Consider the following 19562-nt stretch of genomic DNA (forward strand, 5'->3'; position numbering starts at 1 on the left):
TGACTCAATATAAGCAAATGCTTATACTTTCATGCAATATAAAAAAACATCGCAAGCACTTGTTTTTTAATTACTTTTAATCGTTTTACCTATAAGGATTCGCACAATGAAACTTAAAAACGCCTTAGCAGGCCTGCTATTATCAGCCGGTATGATCACATCCGCCAACCTAATGGCTAATGCGCTGCCTAACTCGCCGTCGCCTGCGCCAGAACGTGAAGCACACCAAATCCCACAGGGTTTATATATCACACCTGAACAAGCTTATGAAATGGTTAAAGCGGATGAAAATGCCTTTCTAGTAGACGTTCGTACTCCGGAAGAATGGATGTTTGTTGGCTATTCACCCCTTGCCCAAATTATGCTGCCATCGGTGATGTTTGATTACTCACAAATGGACACCGTGCAAAATATGCCACGTTATATGCCAGCGCCGCATCCAAACTGGATTGGTGAGTTTGAAGAGCGCTTAATGGACTTAAATGCTGATCAAGATAGCAAATTTATTATTATGTGCCGCTCCGCGTCTGAGCGCGCGGCGCCGATGGCACGGATTTTAGATCAATACGGTTATAAAAATGTGTACCTACTGCTAGGTGGTTTTGAAGGCAGCGTGGTTCGCGAAGGCGACAAAAAAGGCTTCCGCTTAGTGAATGGTTGGAAAAACTCTGGCATGCCTTGGACTTATGACATTGATCCAGATATCGTCTATTTTAAAAAATACGGTGTAACTTACGAATAAACCCTAGCTTCGTTTAGCCCGTTTAAGCCAATAAAAACCCAGCCGTTGCTGGGTTTCTTGTTTATTACTTCAAGCAAGGATTAGGCATCAGCTAGTTGCTTCGCCGACTCGGCTTCTAAACTTAAACTATCAGTCGCCTTGTCTAGCTTAATTCTAACCGCACCACCTTGTTGTAAATCACCAAACAAGAGCAACTCAGCCAGCGGCTGCTTAACTTGCTGTTGAATTAAACGCGACATCGGTCGTGCGCCCATCAATGGATCAAAGCCTTTTTTAGCTAACCAGTCGCGAGCATCGTTATCTAATACTAGCGACACCTTTTTCTCAGACAAGGTTTGTTCAAGGGCAAAAATAAACTTATTCACCACTGAACCCATTGAAGCTTCACTTAAACGATTAAACTGAATCACCGCATCTAAACGGTTGCGAAACTCGGGTTTAAACATTTTCTTTAACTCGGACTCGAAGTCTTGACTGTGATCTTGTTCGGTAAAGCCAATACTCGAACGCGACATCATCTCGGCCCCGACATTGGAGGTCATAATCAGCACCACATTTCGAAAATCAACTTTACGGCCGTTATTATCAGTTAACGTACCGTGATCCATCACCTGCAACAAAAGGTTAAATACATCAGGATGGGCTTTTTCAATTTCATCTAATAACACCACTGAATGAGGTTGGCGATTAACCGCTTCAGTGAGTAGCCCACCTTGATCAAAGCCAACATAGCCTGGCGGTGCACCAATTAAACGTGAAACCGTATGACGCTCCATATACTCAGACATATCAAAACGAACCAGCTCTACACCAAGGTGCTTAGCAAGCTGTTGCGTTAACTCTGTTTTACCCACTCCTGTTGGGCCTGCAAACAAGAATGACCCACTCGGCTTGTCTGGATTAGCCAACCCAGACCGCGCAAGTTTAATCGCTGACACAACTTGACTAATCGCATGATCTTGCCCAAATACCACCCGCTTTAAATGCGATTCCAAATCAAATAAGCTATCTCGCTCCTTTTGCGTGATATTTGCAATGGGAATCCGTGCAATATTGGCCACAATCTGCTGAATTTCATGCACACCAATCTGCTTACGCCGACGACTAGGTGGCACCAAACGTTGCTTGGCTCCGGCTTCATCAATTACATCGATTGCTTTGTCAGGTAAGTGACGATCAGTAATGTAACGCTCAGCGAGCTCAGCTGCTGCTTTTAACGCTGGCTGGGTATATTTAACTTCGTGATGAGATTCAAACTGCGCCTTCAAACCTTTTAAAATCTGGATTGTTTCGGGCACACTCGGTTCGCGTACTTCTACTTTTTGGAAGCGTCGTGCCAAGGCGCGATCTTTTTCAAAAATACCGCGATACTCTTCATAGGTCGTCGCGCCAATGCAACGCAGCTGACCATTGGCCAATGCTGGCTTCATCAAGTTCGAGGCATCCATTGCGCCTCCTTGCACGGCTCCTGCGCCAATAATGGTATGAATTTCATCAATAAATAAAATGGCATGAGGCTGACGGGCTAATTCATTGAGCAAGGCTTTAAAGCGCTTTTCAAAATCACCACGATAACGTGTGCCGGCTAATAAAGCCCCCATATCCAAGCTAAACACCACCGCATCACTTAAAGACTCCGGCACCTCACCATGGACAATATTGTAGGCCAAACCTTCGGCAATAGACGTTTTGCCGACACCAGGTTCACCCACAAGCAGTGGGTTATTTTTACGACGGCGACTCAAAATCTCTAAGGTACGACTTAACTCCCATTGACGGCCAATCATAGGATCCATGCGGCCTTCTAATGCATGCTTATTCAAGTTAAGCGCAAAATTAGTTATTGCTGACTCATTTGACTCATCACCATCTTGATCGACTTGTTGTTGCAAATCTTGATTGAGGTCATCTTGCTCACCATCAGTAACCACACCATGAGCCAAATAACTTTTAACATCTACGCGCTCAACGCCATTGGATTCTAAAATATAAACAGCATGAGAATCCGGTTCAGCAAACATAGACGCGATTAGATGCACACCCAATACTTCATTATTACCATTGGATTGCACCATATAGATAGCGCGCTCAATGACACGTTGGAATGACATAGTGGGATGAATTTCTAAGGCTTGACTTGACTGTGGCTGTTTGGGCTCTGTCTCAAGGTAACGTTCTATATCAAGTTCTATTTTGTCAATGTGGGCACCACAGGCGTTGAGAAGTTCCTGTACGTCAGGAAGATTGAGCAACTCAAGCAATAGATGCTCAAGCGTCACAAATTCATGCTCATATTCTTGTGCAACGCTAAAAGCGTTACTAAGTGACATTTGAACGGGTTTGCTTAACATAGTGGCATCTTCCGTATTAAAGGTAAATTATTCGGCTTCTATTTGACACAACAATGGATGTTGGTGATCTCGTGCATAGCGATTAACTTGATAACACTTGGTTTCTGCAATCTCTCGCGTGTAAATACCGCATACCCCTTTGCCATGATGGTGTATGGCTAACATAACCTGCATAGCCTTATCATAATCCATTCGGAAGAACTTCATCAACAAATCGACAACAAAGTCCATTGGGGTAAAATCGTCATTAAGTAGCACCACTTTATATCGTTTGGGTGGCTTCACTGCCTGCTTAGCAGGACTTAATACAACAGCATCAGTCATAGTTGGATGTTTAGAAATATAATTGAATAGTTTTATTGACTAGGCAGCGACTAACTTAGCATACAAATGCCCAGTCAATCCATGCTTTTCGCATGGCAAACCTTTATTCTGAAGACGAACAAGCTTACCTTGTTGATAATTTTGTGGAACCACTAAACTCAATCGGCCAACAGGCGATTCAAATTGAATTTTTTTGCCGGGTACTAATAAACACGCAGGCACCTTGACCTCACCATACAAGTCTGCACCCTCTAGCCGCCAACTCAGACTTTCCTTACTGATGTTAAACCTCACCAAATAATCACCCGAAGCGCCGCCATACAGACCCGGATACCCCTTGCCGGGTATACGGAAAGTTTTGCCCTCAAAAGCATCACGATTAAACTTCATTTTCACTTTAATGCCAGGCAAATAAAAATAACCTTGATGTAATAAGCGAATGGCATAACGTAGTGTTAGCGGATAAGTCATGACTCGATCACGCCCTCTTATGGGGCTACTGCCTGCACGCCATGACTGCGAACGATAAAATGTGTCATGCTGACTTTGACTCGTGCGCGACTGATGTTGCCCTCGAGCTCGCGTATAAGCTTGCTTATGACGAGATAATACCTCATAGGCTTCAGCGACTTCTTGGAAGCGTGTTTTCGCATCCTCTTGCACACACACATCGGGATGAAAGCGTCGTGCCATTTTGCGATAAGCCGCTTTGATGGTTTTATCACATGCCTCAAAAGGCACGCCTAACACGGCAAAATAGTCTTTAGTGAGATCAAATTGTTGTGCCAGCATATGGATTCCTGCCTTAATTAGCGTTAAGGATGCGTTATAATTTGTTTAATTGAAGCAATCTAAGCAATAAAAATGCCAACACCAAGCAAGCCCATCCTACTCTTTAATAAACCCTATGATGTTCTATGTCAGTTCACCGATGAACAAGGACGCGCGACCTTAGCCGATTTTATTGATCAACCGGGTTACTATGCTGCCGGACGCCTTGACCGTGATAGTGAGGGCTTAATGCTTTTGACCAATGATGGTCGGATACAACATAAAATCAGCCACCCCAAGTTTAAACTGCCTAAAACCTATTGGGTGCAAGTAGAAGGCTCACCCACTGAAGAGGCGCTGAACGCATTAAGCAAGGGCGTGACGCTAAAAGATGGCCCAACCCTACCGGCAAACGTCACTTTAATAGCTGAACCTAAAGAACTCTGGCCACGAAACCCACCGATTCGTGAACGTAAAAGCATTCCCACTGCTTGGCTCAGTATAACGATTAGCGAAGGGCGTAATCGGCAAGTAAGACGCATGACCGCTGCGGTCGGCCTTCCCACTCTACGCCTGATTCGCTATCAAATAGGGCCATACAAGTTAGACAATTTAGCCCCCGGTGAATGGCAGTTTGCACCCCTACTGAATCTGTTAAAATAATGCCCGTATTTATATAAAACGATTAGGTATCTATGTTTAACCCAGCTAACCAAACCATTAAAGTGATTGTCGGTCTGTCCGGTGGTGTTGATTCGTCAGTCACCGCTTGGTTACTTAAACAGCAAGGCTATCAGGTTGAAGGCCTGTTTATGAAAAACTGGGAAGGCGATGATACCGATGATTATTGCCCTGCCGCGGCAGACTTACAAGATGTCTTTGCGGTATGCGAGCGCCTTGATATTCCCCTGCATGTTGAAAACTTTGCTCAAGAATACTGGCAACATGTTTTTGAACACTTCTTAACCGAATACCAAACCGGCCGCACCCCGAATCCCGATATTTTATGTAATAAAGAAATCAAATTTAAAGCCTTTTTAGATCACGCGCTGGCATTGGGCGCCGACAAAATTGCCACCGGCCACTATGCGCGGGTGCAGCAATCCACTAATGGCGATTACCAACTATTAAAAGGCTTAGACCCCAATAAAGATCAAAGTTATTTTTTATATACCTTACAGCAGTATGCACTTTCTCACACCCTGTTTCCAATTGGTCATTTACCTAAACCTGAGGTGCGTCAGTTAGCCGAGGCAGCAGGCCTGGTGGTTCACAATAAAAAAGATAGCACCGGCATCTGTTTTATTGGTGAACGCAAATTCAAGGACTTTTTACAGCGCTACTTACCCGCCCAGCCGGGTGATATTGTTAACGAGCAAGGTGACAAGGTGGGTCAGCATGAAGGTTTAATGTATTACACACTCGGCCAGCGTAAAGGCTTAGGGATTGGTGGTGGTCACGGCGAGTCCGGTGAACCCTGGTTTGTGGTTGACAAAAACCTCACGACGAATCAACTGATTGTCGCCCAGGGTGATCAACAGCCTAGTTTGTATCACCGCGCCCTATCGGCGCAAGATTTAGATTGGGTATCGGGTGAAGCGCCAGCCTTAAATAGACTCCTCACTGCTAAAATTCGCTATCGCCAACACGAGCAGGCCTGCTGGATTCGTGATATTCAACCTGACGACCAAAACAAAGCACAGATTGTTGTAGAGTTTGAACAGCCACAAAAAGCCATCACCCCAGGGCAGTCGATCGTGTTTTATGATGGTGAGCTATGCTTAGGTGGCGGTGTTATCAACGCACGCCATGATAGCTGGCAAGCACTGCGTCTAGATTCAAACGCACCTATATAAATTAAACACAGAAGGTAGAGTTTTCATGGCCGACTATTACACTGAACAAGACCGCACTCAAGCCCTGCTAGGTATTTACCAAGTAGCCAAATGTGTGTATGACATCGCTACCACCGGTAAACACGATGATCTGGCTTTTAAAACGGCAATCAACTCGCTATTCATTATGAATCCTGATAACACCCTTGATGTCTATGGCGGTGATATGGCTAACTTGCAGGGAGGGGTTTCAACCCTGCTTGCGCAGATGGGTAGCAGTAGCACAGAAGAACTCCGCAACTTAGAAATCACCCGTTATGCTATTAATCTGATTACCTTAGAACGCAGTGTTCATCAGGCCGATGGGGTATTAGGCTCAATCGCACAGGGTTTAAGCCAAGCCGGAAAACAACGCTTATTATTTGATGATTTTCATGAAAATGTCATTGCATCATTGGCTAATGTCTATGCCAAAAATGTCAGCGAACTTTCGCCGCGCATCATGGTTAAAGGACAGCATGGTCACCTACAAAACACCCATAATGCCAATAAAATCCGGGCACTGTTACTAGCAGGCATTCGCTCGGCGATTTTATGGCGGCAATGTGGCGGCAGTCGTTGGAAGTTGTTATGGAGTCGTAAGAAGATTTTACGGATTGCGCAATCAATGTATCGACCTAAAAACGATCGACAAGACGGCGAAAGTTTATTTCGCCGTCATTAAGACAGAAGTTATTAAGGCAGGATTAGACTGTTATTTTAAACGTTTCGCCATGACGCCGTCATAGTGACTAATCATGCCGCGATAAAGTTGCGGCAATTCAGGCACCACTGAGCTTTGTACCGCCTCTAGCGTCATCAGTTCACGCTGCCAGGCCTGCAATTTAGGCAGTCCTTCAAGCACATCTAAATCACAATGGTTTTTTAGCAATTCAAAACGCATTAACATCGGCGCATAGGCAGCATCAATCAAATTGAATGTTTCGCCATTAAAAAAGCGCGCACCCGAATGCACCTGCTCCAAGCGCTCAAGTAAACTACGAATCGACGCAATAATCTTATCGCAGGCCTGCTGATCTTGTTCATGAACAATACCATGCAAGCCATTCATACCCATTAGCTCCCCCCCAAACGCAATCCACGCGCGGTTTTTAGCCTTAACCAACGGATCAACCGGATGCAAACTTGGCGGGGTAATTTCATCAACATATTCTTGAATCACCGACGATTCAAATAACACTTGATCGTCATTAACCTGCATGACCGGCACCTTGCCTAGGGGGGAGAGGGCTTTAAACCACTCTGGTGGATTATTTAAGTCAATGTATTCAATTTCATAAGGCACGTTTTTAGTGAGCAAGGTAATCACGGTACGCTGCACATAAGGACAAAGCTTAAAGCTGATTAATTTAAGTTTAGGAATCGCAGGAGTTGTCATAGCTAGCACCTCGTTTAGATGTATCAAATTCGATCAGTATTGACCAAATGCGTAAATTTTTCTAACAGGGATTCTTTCGATTCTATATGCGCCGGATCGGTAATAATCACATCAATTGGGCAAACACTAATACAGGTGGGCTTGTCATAAAACCCCACGCACTCGGTACACAAGTCAGGGTTGATTTCATAAATCTTCTCGCCCATCGAGATCGCTTGATTGGGGCACTCTGGCTCACACATATCGCAGTTAATGCAACCGGATAAAATTTTTAATGCCATCGATACCTGCCCTCAATCACACTTAAGTTTGGCTAAGAATAGCTATACTTATGCCGAAGCCGCAACAGCGGCTTGATCACGCACCGGATCACCGCCCCAGCTTTCGTTACGCATTAATAAGCCAAACGCCAACACATCGGCCGCCAGTCCTTTAAACGGATTCGGAATTTTGGCAATCCAACCGGAACCTAACGCCGCATCAATCGGATGATCGTGTTTATCGAGCAGCTGATCCAGCACCATGGTCATATTGCCGGCAGGTGTCATAATTTCAATTGAATCACCGACACAGAATTTATTTTTTACGTCAATAGTCAGCCATTCATCCGTTGACGCAATAACTTCACCGACAAAACGCTGATATTCTGACTTAGATACGCCATAGTCATAGTTTTGGTATTCTGAATGCACATGACGACGCAAAAACCCTTCGGTATAGCCACGACTGGCTAAGCCATCAAGTTGTAATAATAAATCTGAATCAAACGGTTTACCGGCCGCTGCATCATCGATCGCTTTACGATAGACCTGTGCCGTACGCGCCACATAGTAATGCGATTTCGTGCGACCTTCAATTTTAAGGGAGTGCACCCCCATCTTCACCAAGTCGGGGATCAACTCAACGGCGCGCAAATCTTTTGAGTTCATAATATAGGTGCCGTGTTCATCTTCAAAGGCCGGCATCAATTCACCTGGACGCCCCTGCTCCTCAAGCAACCAGACGCGATCCGTGGTCTCACCGACACCCAAGGTCGGCTCCGGATTTGCTAATTCATTAACACTGGGCGCAGGACGGTCCGTCGTACCGGTTAAATCGGTAATCCGCTCGACGCCGACCACATCGCCCGCTGCATTTTCCTTGCCTTCATAGGTGTTGTAATTCCAGCGGCAAGCGTTAGTACAGGTGCCTTGATTGGCGTCACGTTTATTGATATAACCTGATAACAAACAGCGCCCCGAGTAGGCAATACATAAAGCGCCGTGCACAAAAACTTCTAATTCCATTTCAGGTACTTGCTCACGTATCTCGGCAATTTCTTGCACTGACAGCTCACGCGACAACACCACTCGCGTAATGCCCATTTGGTGCCAAAATTTAACGGTAGCCCAATTCACCGCATTCGATTGTACTGATAGATGAATTTCTTGCTGAGGGAAGTGCTCACGCACCATCATAATCATGCCGGGGTCTGACATAATCAATGCATCCGGTTTCATATTGATCACCGGCTCGATATCTTTCAAAAAGGTTTTTAACTTAGAATTGTGGGCGGCAATGTTGGTCACCACATAAAACTTTTTACCCAGTTCATGCGCGCGCGCAATGCCTTTAGCAAGGTTATCGTGATCGAACTCATTATTACGCACGCGCAGGCTGTAACGAGGCTGGCCGGCATAAACAGCATCGGCACCATAGGCAAAGGCATATTCCATGTTTTTCATGGTGCCAGCGGGTGATAAGAGTTCAGATTTAAACATGCGTGGAGTCCCCTCAAAAATTCCCGACTTATTTTATCGGAAATTAATCAGTTTGTCTTGCCAGGCCTGGTATTTGTCAGCAAAACTTAGCGCAGCATGGGCAGGACTCGTTGAAGGCATCACACACCATTCGATATTGGGAAAGCTTTCAATGACCGACGCGGCAAGATAACGTTTAAATAGCTGGCCTGCTTTTTGACCATTACACATAATAAGCTGGCAGTTAGGCTGTTGCTCAAGTAACGACAATATGGGATTAAGGGTGATACTATCGGCTTTTATTGCGCTATCTAGACTGCCCTGGCGTTGACATTGAGCAATCACATCCCACAAGCCGATACCCTGTTCAGCCAGAAGTTGATAACGCGTTGGTAGATGAGACGGCCAGGTTTTTACCCCTAGGCATTGCGCCATAATGGGCCAGAACTGATTGCGTGGGTGGGCATAATAAGCCTGCGCCTGCAGCGAGGCTTCACCTGGCATGGAGCCTAAAATCAAAACCCGCATCACAGCGGGTTGGGGCACAACAGGCGCTAAGCTATGACACTGCATAGATTCATGCGCGCTAACAAGTGTGATTATCGGTTAGCGTTAATGAAGGCGAGAATCTCATCTACTGAGCTAACATAGCTTTTCTCAACCACATTAAGGTTATCTAGCTTTACCAAAGTAACCTGTTCTGCTTCACGTGGTAAGCCCTCAGTTAAATCACCGTCACGATCCAACGCCATATTAAACTCATATTTACGCATTGCAGGCATCGCAAATAAACGCGTCACGAGTGCAGGCATCCGCGAAATATCAGCGGCATACAAGCCGTTATATTGCGCAAAATTCGTCAAACCGGCACGGTCTATCGCTTCTTTAACTAACTTAGCCCCATCGTTGTGATGACTAAAAATCATCCAAGTAACGCTTTCATTGAGAACAATAGGTGCACCATGCTGATCTTCAAACTCGATAGCATTCAGCGTTTGTGCCTTAGCAAAAGGGGCCAAAACCAATAACGCACACAAGCTAACAACTTTAATAAAACCTGATTTCACAACACACTCCTTAATAAGATAAAAATAAACTATGGGTATATAAATATTTAATCTAAAAGCCTAAAACTATTTAGCATCTAGGTCAACCTGTTCACCCCAAAGATCATATTCATCTGCAGCAAAAATCCTTACTTTGAGACGATCACCCGGTGACAACTCATGACCATCCGGGATAAATACCATACCATCAATATCGGGCGCATCGGCTTGAGAACGCGCAATGGCGCCCTCCTCATCTACTTCATCCACCAAGACGTCGTAAACACGACCTATTTTAGCCTGCATTTTTTGCGCACTAATCGCTTGCTGGGTTTGCATAAAACGGTCGTAACGATCTTGCTTAATCTCATCTGGCACCTGCTCGGCAATCTCGTTTGCCGCCGCGCCCTCGACCGGCGAATACTGGAAACAGCCAACGCGATCTAACTGCGCCGCCTCTAAAAAGTCCAATAAACGCTGAAACTCTTCTTCAGTTTCGCCGGGAAAGCCGACAATGAAGGTTGAACGCAAAGTTAAATCTGGTACCTGCTCACGCCATTGTTGAATCCGCTCTAATTGGCGATCAATATTACCTGGGCGACGCATGGCTTTAAGCACGCGCGGGTCTGCGTGTTGCAGCGGCATATCCAGATAGGGCAATAACTTGCCTTCAGCCATTAGCGGAATCACTTCCTCAACATTAGGATAGGGATAGACATAATGTAAACGCACCCAGACACCCATCTCACCTAGCGCTTTGACCAGTCCTGTCATCGAGGTTTTAACCGGCTGACCATTCCAAAAGGCAAGCTTGTGTTTGACATCAACTCCGTAAGCCGAAGTGTCTTGTGAGATGACAAGTAATTCCTGCACCCCGGCTTCAACGAGACGCTTAGCTTCATCTAGCACCTCTTCAATGGGTCGACTCACTAACTTGCCTCGCATTGAAGGAATAATACAAAACGAACAATTATGGTTACAGCCTTCAGAAATTTTTAAATAGGCATAGTGGCGCGGCGTCAACTTAATCCCCTGAGGTGGCACTAAGTCGATAAATGGATTGTGCTCAGGTGGCTCTACCACATCATGTACGGCATTGAGTACCGTCTCATAAGCCTGTGGACCTGAAACCGACAACACCTGAGGATAATGTTCCAGTACTTCTTCATCACGCGCACCCAAACAACCTGTAACGATTACTTTGCCATTCTCTTGCAGCGCTTCACCAATAGCATCGAGCGACTCTTGTACCGCCGAATCAATAAACCCGCAGGTATTAACAATCACCGTATCCGCGCCCTCATAAGAATTGGTCAGCTCATACCCTTCACTGCGTAATTGGGTCAAAATACGCTCAGAATCAACCGTTGCTTTCGGGCAACCTAAACTAACAACACCTACTTTGGGGTTACGGGCAGATACAACAGTACTCATACTTAAGGGTTCTCAATGTGTCTAAACTAAAGCTGCTATTGTAACCCAACTCTTGATTTCAAATTACTAGAGCCAACACTATCAGCCACTTCTAAGCAATTAATACTATTTAACTCATTAGAAAAATACGTGGTTTCAGAGGCTATGAGAAAAGGAATGCGTGCGATTAAATCACGCAGCATGGGTAAAAAGTCTTTGCTATTGAGGTTATAAGATAATTCACCCAAAGGTAGCAGGTCCGCCGCTACAACAAGACTACCCGCGTTGTAAGCAACCTTTGGTAATAAAAAAACACCTAAGCCACGAGCCATGCTTTGACCACTAGCTTTGGGTAAAAATCCGTTCAGATCCACAATCAAAAGCCAGTTTAATTGCACATCAAAATGCGCTAATAGATTTAAAGCTTGTTGATTAAACATACAAGCTTGGATCCTTGTCATATCATCATACAAATGTATGTGACAATCACTTAATCTGTCATACTTAGACTGAAGAAGACCGGCTACTGCTTGACCAACTAGCCGCTCAGGGTGCGCAACAATAATATTCATTCTTTCCATATTCACTCCTTTAGGAGGCTATACTATCTACTTAAAAAAACGAATAAAACCCGTCAAATAAGTATAGTGCGCACACATACGCATTAGACTTCAGTTAACTCAATTACATTTAAATCTGGATCCATAAAGAATATGGCTTCCCGCCCAGATTGGCTTAATTTATACGCAATTTTAAAATGGTCCAACCTTGTACAAATATCGTCTAAATTATCCACGCTCAAAGCGATATGACGATCACGCCCTGGGTGTTGTGGTCGCTCAACAAACTGGTATGGGTCTTCGACTTCCAATAGGTGTAACGTTTGACCACAACCTAAATCCAGCCAATAACCGGGAAAACCTAATTCCGGTCGTGGTACTTGCGCCAAACCCAACACCGACTGATAGAAGGCCAGCGCTCGCTCTGCATCGCTAACAACTAAACTAACATGATGGATTCCCGTAATCATAGTCCGCTCCTGTGATTATGCTTTTCGGTTTTTTCGGTTCAATGTTACAATATCTAAATAAATTTTTATCTACTCTCGCTAACTAGGGATTGTTATGTCTAACCAATTGCAACAAATCATTGAATCAGCTTTTGAACGTCGTGCCGAAATTACACCTAAAAATGTCGATACTGAAACCAAAAACGCCATTCAAGAAACATTACATCTACTTGACTCTGGCAAAATGCGTGTCGCTGAACGTCAAGGCGTAGGCCAATGGACCGTTAATGAATGGTTAAAAAAAGCGGTACTACTCTCTTTCCGTACCGAAGACAATGTGGTGATGAATTCATCTGAAACACGTTATTTTGACAAAGTCCCTTCAAAATTCGCCGATTATTCACAAGCAGATTTTGAAGCGGCTGGTGTTCGCGTGGTCCCACCCGCTATGGCTCGTCGTGGTTCGTATATTGCCCCTAGCACAGTCTTAATGCCTTCCTATGTCAATATCGGCGCCTATGTTGACTCAGGCACGATGGTTGATACCTGGGTAACCGTTGGTTCTTGCGCACAAATTGGTAAAAACGTCCATTTATCTGGCGGTGTAGGTATCGGTGGTGTGTTAGAGCCATTACAAGCTGCTCCAACCATTATTGAAGACAACTGTTTCATCGGCGCACGCTCTGAAGTTGTTGAAGGTGTAATCGTTGAAGAAGGTTCGGTGATTTCAATGGGCGTCTATATCGGTCAATCCACGCGTATTTATGATCGTGAAACCGGTGAAATTCATTATGGCCGCGTACCGGCCGGTTCGGTTGTGGTATCAGGCAACTTGCCATCAAAAGACGGTAAATACAGCTTATATTGCGCTGTGATTGTGAAAAAAGTGGATGCCAAGACCCTTGGTAAAGTGGGCATTAACGACCTTTTACGCGATATTTAATACCTTTGATCTATTCTCATGCAATCGTTTAGGCGTAAAACAACGCCTAAACCATATTTGAGGACGCTTATGATTCTCTACGGCATAGCTAATTGCGACACGGTTCGCAAAGCCAGAAAACTGCTAGAGCAAGCAGGACACTCCTTTCTTTTTCACGATTTTCGTAAAGAAGGCTTAACCGCCGAAATGATACAAGATTGGTTAACGCATACCGATTACAGCAAACTGATCAACAAGCGCAGCACAACTTGGAAAGGCTTCAACGAATTAGAGCAACAGGCTGTTGAATCACAAGATCTACAACTAGTTTGTCAACACCCCACTCTAATTAAACGCCCGCTACTCGATACCGGGTCTGGATTACTAATCGGCTTTAATGCCAGTGAGTATCAACAACTATGAACTCGAATCAAACGGCTACCATCACCCTTGCACAAACTTTATTACGTATTGACTCTGTTACACCGGAAGATAAAGGGTGCCAGACAATCATTGCTGATTTTTTAACACCGCTAGGTTTCAATAACGACCCCATGCCATTTGGTGAGGTAACCAACTTGTGGTCTCGTCGTGGACAAACGGCGCCTCTGGTCGTGTTTGCTGGCCACACAGATGTGGTGCCAACAGGACCGATTGAAAAGTGGCAGCACCCGCCTTTTAGTGCCCAAATTGATGGAGATATGCTTTGTGCTCGTGGCGCCGCCGATATGAAAAGTGCTATCGCCTGTTTTATGGTCGCGACCGAGCGCTTTATCCATGACTATCCCGATCATCCTGGTTCGATTGGCTTTTTAATCACCAGTGATGAAGAAGGCCCCGCTGTTGATGGCACGGTTAAAGTGATCGAAACGCTAGAAGCACGCCAAGAAAAAATTGATTTTTGCTTAGTAGGTGAACCCTCTAGTGATAAAAAACTTGGCGATTCGATTAAAAATGGCCGCCGAGGCTCACTCAATGCCACCCTGACGATTAAAGGTGTGCAAGGTCACATAGCCTATCCACAACTGGCCGATAACCCGGTGCATAAAGCCTTGCCGGCACTGGCCGCCTTAACCGCAATTGAATGGGACCAGGGCAATGACTATTTTCCACCCACGTCCTTACAAATTTCTAATATTCACGCCGGCACCGGTGCCACCAATGTGATTCCGGGCGACTTACAAGTCATGTTTAACCTTCGCTTTTCAACTGAACATACACCAGAGACACTCAAACAAGGGGTCATCGGTTGTTTAGCCGCGTTTGACTTAGACTATGAACTTAACTGGAATTTATCGGGATTACCTTTTATCACACCCGCAGAAGGCATACTGATTCAAGCCACCAGTGATGCAATTGAACACTGCTTGGGATATCGCCCCACTCTTTCTACAAGTGGCGGGACATCTGACGGTCGTTTTATTGCCCCGACCGGTGCGCAGGTTATTGAGTTTGGCCCCCTAAATGACACCATTCATAAGGTTAATGAGCGTGTAAGCGTAGCTGACCTAAACCAGTTAACCGATATCTACTATCATACTCTCGTCAATTTATTGGTAAAGGCGGTATAAATGGAAACACCTGGCTGGGTTACGATTTTTCTTATATTTATTCAAATCGCAGCAGTACTTGGTTTTGCTTGGCTGGTCTGGCCGATGATTCGTGATGAGAACTGGAAAGAAAAGTTTATTAAAAATAAGCAAGCCTTATCGTTGATCATTGTGTTTATATTAATTTTTTTGTTTATTTTTGGCATGACGGCCGCATTTGATATGTTGTTTGCGCCACAACCTCTTTATTAACATTTCAACCATTACTTATTCTGCGAGGACTAATATGAGTATAGATGTAACTAATCCAGTGGATATTATCGCTCAAACCACTTGGGGTAAAGAGCTCTCAAAAACTGAGCTTGATTTGCTGATTGAGCTGACTCATCCGACTGACTATAATCAGAATGAGGTAGTTTTTCATGCCGAAACAAAAGGTGATACGCTTTATATTTTGCTTACAGGCAAACTAGAAGTAGTTAAAAACGCTGGCTTAAAGGGCGAAATGGTGCTTTCGACCCTAAAACCAGGTGCCTTAGCGGGCGAGTTAAGTTTTATTGATGGCGATGCCCACACCCTAACTCTTCGCGCTCAGAAGAAGGCGCAAGTCTTAAAATTTAAACGCCAAGACTTTGAACCTCTGATTGACACCCAACCACGCTTGGTTTTCAACCTGATGCGGGGAATTTTACGAGCTTCACATCAACTACAGCGTGATATGAACGCCCAGTTCATGGAAATGAGTCGCTTTGTGACCAACCAATACATGTAATCATCTGTTGACTGATAAACTAGCAGGCCTGCTTATCGCGAGATTAGTTGACCCGCGCTTGGTGGCACCGCCAAGCGTAACCCAAATACACCAGCACACCTATCATTAAGATCAATAATGTACACACCCAGCCTAAGGCTAAATTAAACGCAAAGACTGCCAAGACTGCAAATGGCGTAATATAGCGCAGGCTCATGTCAAACAAACCTTCTGCCAGTTGACTCGAAAAACGAACCACCTCTTTGCGCTTTGTTTTTTGCCAAGTCCATGCGGCAAAAACGCCAATTAATAATCCACCTAATGGCAACATTAAACTTGATGTTAAAAAGTCCAGTGTTCCAAAAATATTACGCTCACCAAAGATATAAATACTTTCCCAGTAATTAAATGAAAGCACCGTTCCCAAGCCAACAAACCAGGTTAGTCCACCAAGCAATGCCGTAGCTTGAATCCTACTCAAACGCCCTTGCTGCTCCACCCAACTAACCGCAGGTTCAAGTAGTGAAATGGATGAGGATAACGCTGCCATCACAACCAATAAGAAAAACAAACTCCCAAAAAACCAACCCCCCGCCATTTGACCAAACGCGATTGGTAAGGTTTGGAACAGCAGACCTGGTCCAGCACCGGGTTCAAGTGCATTGGCAAATACAATTGAGAACACAATCAAACCAGCAATAATAGCAATTAAGGTATCCATCACAACTATCCATACACTGGCTTGGACGATTGACATTTTACGACCGACATAAGCGCCATAGGCCATCATCGTGCCCAAACCAATACTCAGGGTAAAAAAAGCATGCCCCATTGCTACCAAAACAGCATTCCAAGTGAGCTGACTAAAATCGGGACGAAACATAAAACTGACACTTTGACCAAAGCTGCCCGTCATGGTGGCATAACCCAATAAGATCAGCAAAATCAGCATCAGCCCGGGCATCATTAGGTTAATCGCTTTTTCTAATCCCGCTTGAACACCGCGGGCCACAATAAGTACCGTAAGCAATATAAATACACTGTGCCAAAAACCTAACACCCAAGGACTGGCTACTTCACTATCAAACAGTGCTTGAGCTTCACTGGCATCCATGGCTAAAAAACCACCTTGAACACTTTTAACAAAATAAGCTAAAGCCAAACCCGCGATGACGGCATAAAAAGAAAGAATTAATAGACCCGCAGCGACTCCATTAGCCCCTAAACCCGCCCATGCTTTAGAGGCTTTATTGGCCAAAGCATTATTTAGCATGGCCTGAATAGGATTTGCCTTACCTGCACGACCCAGGCTAATTTCTGCAATTAAAATAGGTAAGCCAATTAACACAATACAGGCTAAGTAAACTAAAACAAATGCGCCACCACCATTATCCCCAGCAATATAGGGAAACTTCCATATATTGCCCAACCCCACCGCTGATCCCACAGCGGCCATAATAAACACCCATTGTGATGACCAAACCGGGATGGAAACTTTCGTTTGCGCCATGGCTTTTCCTTTATAATAATTGCATTTTTAACAGCATTTTATAACAAGTTCATACGGCCATGCACATTCAAGCCAATTTTCCTCTCACTCAACTTAATAGCTTTCATATTAAAGCCAAAACACGCTACCTTGTGGAGCTTGATAAACAAAGTGATATCCGCGTGCTGCGCTCAGATCCAAAACTCGCTTCTTTGCCTTGGACAATCTTAGGCGATGGGAGTAATGTGCTTTTAACCCACGATATTGAAGGGGTTGTTTTACGCTGTCGCTATAATAAGATCAAAATAGTAAAAGAGGATGAAGACGGGGTCTGGCTATCGGTAGGTGCGGGCATGAACTGGCACGAATTAGTCGAATATACCATCAATCAGGACTGGTGGGGGCTTGAAAACTTAGCTTATATCCCTGGCACGGTTGGAGCCGCACCCGTGCAAAATATTGGCGCTTATGGTGCTGAGGCGCGTGATACCATCACACGTGTGCAAGCACTCAATATTTTTGATGGTGAACGTATTGAATTTCGCAATAGTGACTGTGAATTTGGTTACCGCACCAGTATTTTTAAACAAGAATATCAAAACCGCCTATTATTACATCGGGTTACTTTTAGATTGCGTAAACGCCATGCTGGGCAGGCCAACTTAGTTTATGAACCGCTAAAAATAGCGGTTCATAGTTTAGAAAAACCTGACCTGTCACCACGTGATATTTTTGAAGCCGTCATTGCGATTCGACAAAAACGACTCCCTGATCCTAAATACATGGGTAACGCGGGTAGTTTTTTCAAAAACCCGATTATCGACAATGACTACTTTGAAAGTTTACTCAATGAGTTCAAGACTATACCTCACCATCGCACACTTGACGGTCAGATTAAAATTCCCGCTGCCTGGCTAATAGAACGAAGTGGTGCTAACCAACTCACCGAAGGGCGCGCTGCAGTGTCAGATAAGCATGCTCTAGTGTTGGTTAACCTGGGCGGAGCGAGTGGCCATGATATTTTAAACTTAGCACATAAGATTCAAGACCAGGTTATGCACCAGTTTGGTATTCATCTAGAACCTGAAGTTAATCTAATTTAAACCCCACTATCCTGCGCCGGATGCGCTTAAAAGCTGGCTAACTTTGTCTGCATAGACTGAAGAGAATGTTGAGCCGCTTGCCAATCGCTATTTAACTTGAGCTTATCAAAGCGCCCAACACCTTTACGACCATGCAAACGAATCAAGCGAAGCTGTGACAGTGGATCCTGTGCTTTATCTGAAGCCTGATCTAATAGCTTGGGTATTTCTGTTAAGTCATTACAGACCAAAACCAAATCACATCCTGCTTCTAGCGCTAAGGCTACTCGCTCTATAAGGCTACCTTTCGCAACCGCCGCCTGCATGCCTAAATCATCACTAATAATCGCACCCTCAAAACCAAGACGCTCTCGCAACACACGCTGTAACCAAAAATGCGAAAAACCTGCAGGCTCAGCATCACAATCTGAATAAATTACATGTGCGGGCATAATCGCAGATACACCTGCATTGACTAACGCAACAAAAGGTTGCATATCCTGCTGCTCAATACTTAAATAACTGCGCGAATCTTCTGCCACACCTAAATGCGTATCGACACTCACATAACCATGCCCAGGGAAATGTTTCGCCACAGCCGCCATGCCGGCTCGTTGCATACCCTGATGAAACGCTAAAGCTAACTCAGATACCTCATAACCGCTTGCAGCAAAAGCACGATGACTAATCACTTGGTTATGGCCATAGTCAATATCTAAGACTGGCGCAAAACTCAAATCAATAGCACAACTTAATAACTCGGTCGCGGCCAACCAGCCAAGCTGCTCAGCAGTAACAAGCCCTTCACGCGTATCTTTTGCATAAAGTTCACCTAATGCGGCTATCGGCGGTAAGCGTGTAAATTCACGAGTAAAGCGCTGAACTCGCCCTCCTTCATGGTCTACGCCAATTAATAAGCGTGGTTGTCGGATGCTATGAATGTCTGCACATAAACTTTGTAGCTGATTGACTGATTCAAAGTTACGCTGAAATAGAATAACCCCAGCCACCGCTGGATGGGCTAACCATTCTCGCTCATGCTGTTTCAATCTTGGCCCAGCAATACCTATCATCAAATACCCTAATTGACTCGCCAAACA

Annotated in this window: 23 protein-coding genes; 10 read left to right on the top strand and 13 right to left on the bottom strand. The window is 44.7% G+C overall.

Annotated features, from left to right (window positions below; all coding sequences use genetic code 11):
- Positions 1-106: 106 nt before the first annotated feature.
- The gene (locus BM293_RS02870; RefSeq protein ID WP_093446664.1) at positions 107-742 is read left to right on the top strand and encodes a rhodanese-like domain-containing protein; all 636 of its coding nucleotides are present in this window, start codon (positions 107-109) and stop codon (positions 740-742) included.
- 80 nt (positions 743-822) lie between these two features.
- On the opposite strand, the gene clpA is transcribed toward BM293_RS02870, so the two are convergent.
- The 3 genes from clpA to BM293_RS02885 are packed head-to-tail and all read right to left on the bottom strand — an operon-like array spanning position 823 to position 4209.
- Positions 823-3093 (bottom strand): ATP-dependent Clp protease ATP-binding subunit ClpA, encoded by a 2271-nt coding sequence (gene clpA / locus BM293_RS02875; protein WP_093446666.1) that lies wholly within the window; start codon positions 3091-3093, stop codon positions 823-825.
- Between the two features lie 27 nt (positions 3094-3120).
- Entirely contained in the window at positions 3121-3417 is a 297-nt protein-coding gene (gene clpS / locus BM293_RS02880; protein WP_093446667.1) for an ATP-dependent Clp protease adapter ClpS, read from the bottom strand.
- 39 nt (positions 3418-3456) lie between these two features.
- Positions 3457-4209, bottom strand: a complete 753-nt coding sequence (locus BM293_RS02885; RefSeq protein WP_093446669.1) for a DnaJ domain-containing protein — start codon at positions 4207-4209, stop codon at positions 3457-3459.
- A 72-nt stretch (positions 4210-4281) separates the two neighbouring features.
- Between BM293_RS02885 and BM293_RS02890 the strand changes: the two genes are divergently transcribed.
- From BM293_RS02890 to hflD, 3 genes are read left to right on the top strand one after another with little or no spacing between them, the layout of a single operon-like run.
- Positions 4282-4851 carry an rRNA large subunit pseudouridine synthase E gene (locus BM293_RS02890; RefSeq protein WP_093446670.1) on the top strand — a complete coding sequence of 190 codons (570 nt, stop codon included), beginning with the start codon at positions 4282-4284 and terminating at the stop codon, positions 4849-4851.
- A gap of 32 nt (positions 4852-4883) precedes the next feature.
- Positions 4884-6044, top strand: a complete 1161-nt coding sequence (gene mnmA, locus BM293_RS02895) for a tRNA 2-thiouridine(34) synthase MnmA (protein WP_093446672.1) — start codon at positions 4884-4886, stop codon at positions 6042-6044.
- A 25-nt stretch (positions 6045-6069) separates the two neighbouring features.
- Entirely contained in the window at positions 6070-6747 is a 678-nt protein-coding gene (gene hflD, locus BM293_RS02900) for a high frequency lysogenization protein HflD (protein ID WP_093446673.1), read from the top strand.
- 30 nt (positions 6748-6777) lie between these two features.
- Here hflD and BM293_RS02905 read toward each other — a convergent pair whose 3' ends face one another.
- The 8 genes from BM293_RS02905 to BM293_RS02940 all read right to left on the bottom strand — a co-directional run bounded on the left by BM293_RS02905 (position 6778) and on the right by BM293_RS02940 (position 12689).
- Entirely contained in the window at positions 6778-7461 is a 684-nt protein-coding gene (locus tag BM293_RS02905; RefSeq protein WP_093446675.1) for a glutathione S-transferase family protein, read from the bottom strand.
- Between the two features lie 23 nt (positions 7462-7484).
- Entirely contained in the window at positions 7485-7742 is a 258-nt protein-coding gene (locus tag BM293_RS02910) for a YfhL family 4Fe-4S dicluster ferredoxin (RefSeq protein WP_093446677.1), read from the bottom strand.
- 48 nt (positions 7743-7790) lie between these two features.
- Positions 7791-9221, bottom strand: coding sequence for a prephenate-dependent tRNA uridine(34) hydroxylase TrhP (gene yegQ / locus BM293_RS02915; RefSeq protein ID WP_093446678.1), 1431 nt, complete (start codon positions 9219-9221; stop codon positions 7791-7793).
- Positions 9222-9254: 33 nt separating this feature from the next.
- Positions 9255-9773: a DNA-deoxyinosine glycosylase gene (locus tag BM293_RS02920; RefSeq protein WP_093446680.1), complete on the bottom strand. Its 519-nt coding sequence runs from the start codon at positions 9771-9773 to the stop codon at positions 9255-9257.
- A 26-nt stretch (positions 9774-9799) separates the two neighbouring features.
- Entirely contained in the window at positions 9800-10267 is a 468-nt protein-coding gene (locus BM293_RS02925; protein WP_093446681.1) for a hypothetical protein, read from the bottom strand.
- Positions 10268-10333: 66 nt separating this feature from the next.
- Positions 10334-11680: a 30S ribosomal protein S12 methylthiotransferase RimO gene (gene rimO, locus BM293_RS02930; RefSeq protein WP_093446683.1), complete on the bottom strand. Its 1347-nt coding sequence runs from the start codon at positions 11678-11680 to the stop codon at positions 10334-10336.
- A 35-nt stretch (positions 11681-11715) separates the two neighbouring features.
- Positions 11716-12240, bottom strand: a complete 525-nt coding sequence (locus BM293_RS02935) for a hypothetical protein (protein WP_093446684.1) — start codon at positions 12238-12240, stop codon at positions 11716-11718.
- An 83-nt stretch (positions 12241-12323) separates the two neighbouring features.
- On the bottom strand, positions 12324-12689 hold the full coding sequence (locus tag BM293_RS02940; RefSeq protein ID WP_093446686.1) for a VOC family protein: 366 nt from the start codon (positions 12687-12689) through the stop codon (positions 12324-12326).
- A 94-nt stretch (positions 12690-12783) separates the two neighbouring features.
- Here BM293_RS02940 and dapD point away from each other — a divergent pair, with 94 nt between their 5' ends.
- The 5 genes from dapD to BM293_RS02965 all read left to right on the top strand — a co-directional run bounded on the left by dapD (position 12784) and on the right by BM293_RS02965 (position 15912).
- Positions 12784-13611: a 2,3,4,5-tetrahydropyridine-2,6-dicarboxylate N-succinyltransferase gene (gene dapD / locus BM293_RS02945; RefSeq protein WP_093446687.1), complete on the top strand. Its 828-nt coding sequence runs from the start codon at positions 12784-12786 to the stop codon at positions 13609-13611.
- Between the two features lie 69 nt (positions 13612-13680).
- Positions 13681-14013, top strand: coding sequence for a Spx/MgsR family RNA polymerase-binding regulatory protein (locus tag BM293_RS02950; protein ID WP_093446689.1), 333 nt, complete (start codon positions 13681-13683; stop codon positions 14011-14013).
- Positions 14010-15161, top strand: a complete 1152-nt coding sequence (gene dapE / locus BM293_RS02955) for a succinyl-diaminopimelate desuccinylase (protein WP_093446690.1) — start codon at positions 14010-14012, stop codon at positions 15159-15161. Before BM293_RS02950 ends, dapE begins: the two co-directional genes overlap by 4 nt.
- Positions 15162-15392 (top strand): hypothetical protein, encoded by a 231-nt coding sequence (locus BM293_RS02960; protein ID WP_093446692.1) that lies wholly within the window; start codon positions 15162-15164, stop codon positions 15390-15392.
- Between the two features lie 34 nt (positions 15393-15426).
- A complete protein-coding gene (locus tag BM293_RS02965; RefSeq protein WP_093446694.1) occupies positions 15427-15912 on the top strand; it encodes a cyclic nucleotide-binding domain-containing protein in 486 nt (161 codons plus the stop codon).
- A 43-nt stretch (positions 15913-15955) separates the two neighbouring features.
- Here BM293_RS02965 and BM293_RS02970 read toward each other — a convergent pair whose 3' ends face one another.
- Positions 15956-17401, bottom strand: coding sequence for a sodium-dependent transporter (locus tag BM293_RS02970; protein ID WP_093446695.1), 1446 nt, complete (start codon positions 17399-17401; stop codon positions 15956-15958).
- Positions 17402-17460: 59 nt separating this feature from the next.
- Between BM293_RS02970 and murB the strand changes: the two genes are divergently transcribed.
- On the top strand, positions 17461-18483 hold the full coding sequence (murB, locus tag BM293_RS02975; RefSeq protein ID WP_093446697.1) for a UDP-N-acetylmuramate dehydrogenase: 1023 nt from the start codon (positions 17461-17463) through the stop codon (positions 18481-18483).
- Positions 18484-18509: 26 nt separating this feature from the next.
- Here murB and nagZ read toward each other — a convergent pair whose 3' ends face one another.
- Entirely contained in the window at positions 18510-19559 is a 1050-nt protein-coding gene (gene nagZ / locus BM293_RS02980; protein WP_200770592.1) for a beta-N-acetylhexosaminidase, read from the bottom strand.
- Positions 19560-19562 lie beyond the last annotated feature (3 nt).

Source organism: Thiomicrospira sp. ALE5 (assembly GCF_900112445.1).
Classification (GTDB): Bacteria; Pseudomonadota; Gammaproteobacteria; order Thiomicrospirales; family Thiomicrospiraceae; genus Thiomicrospira.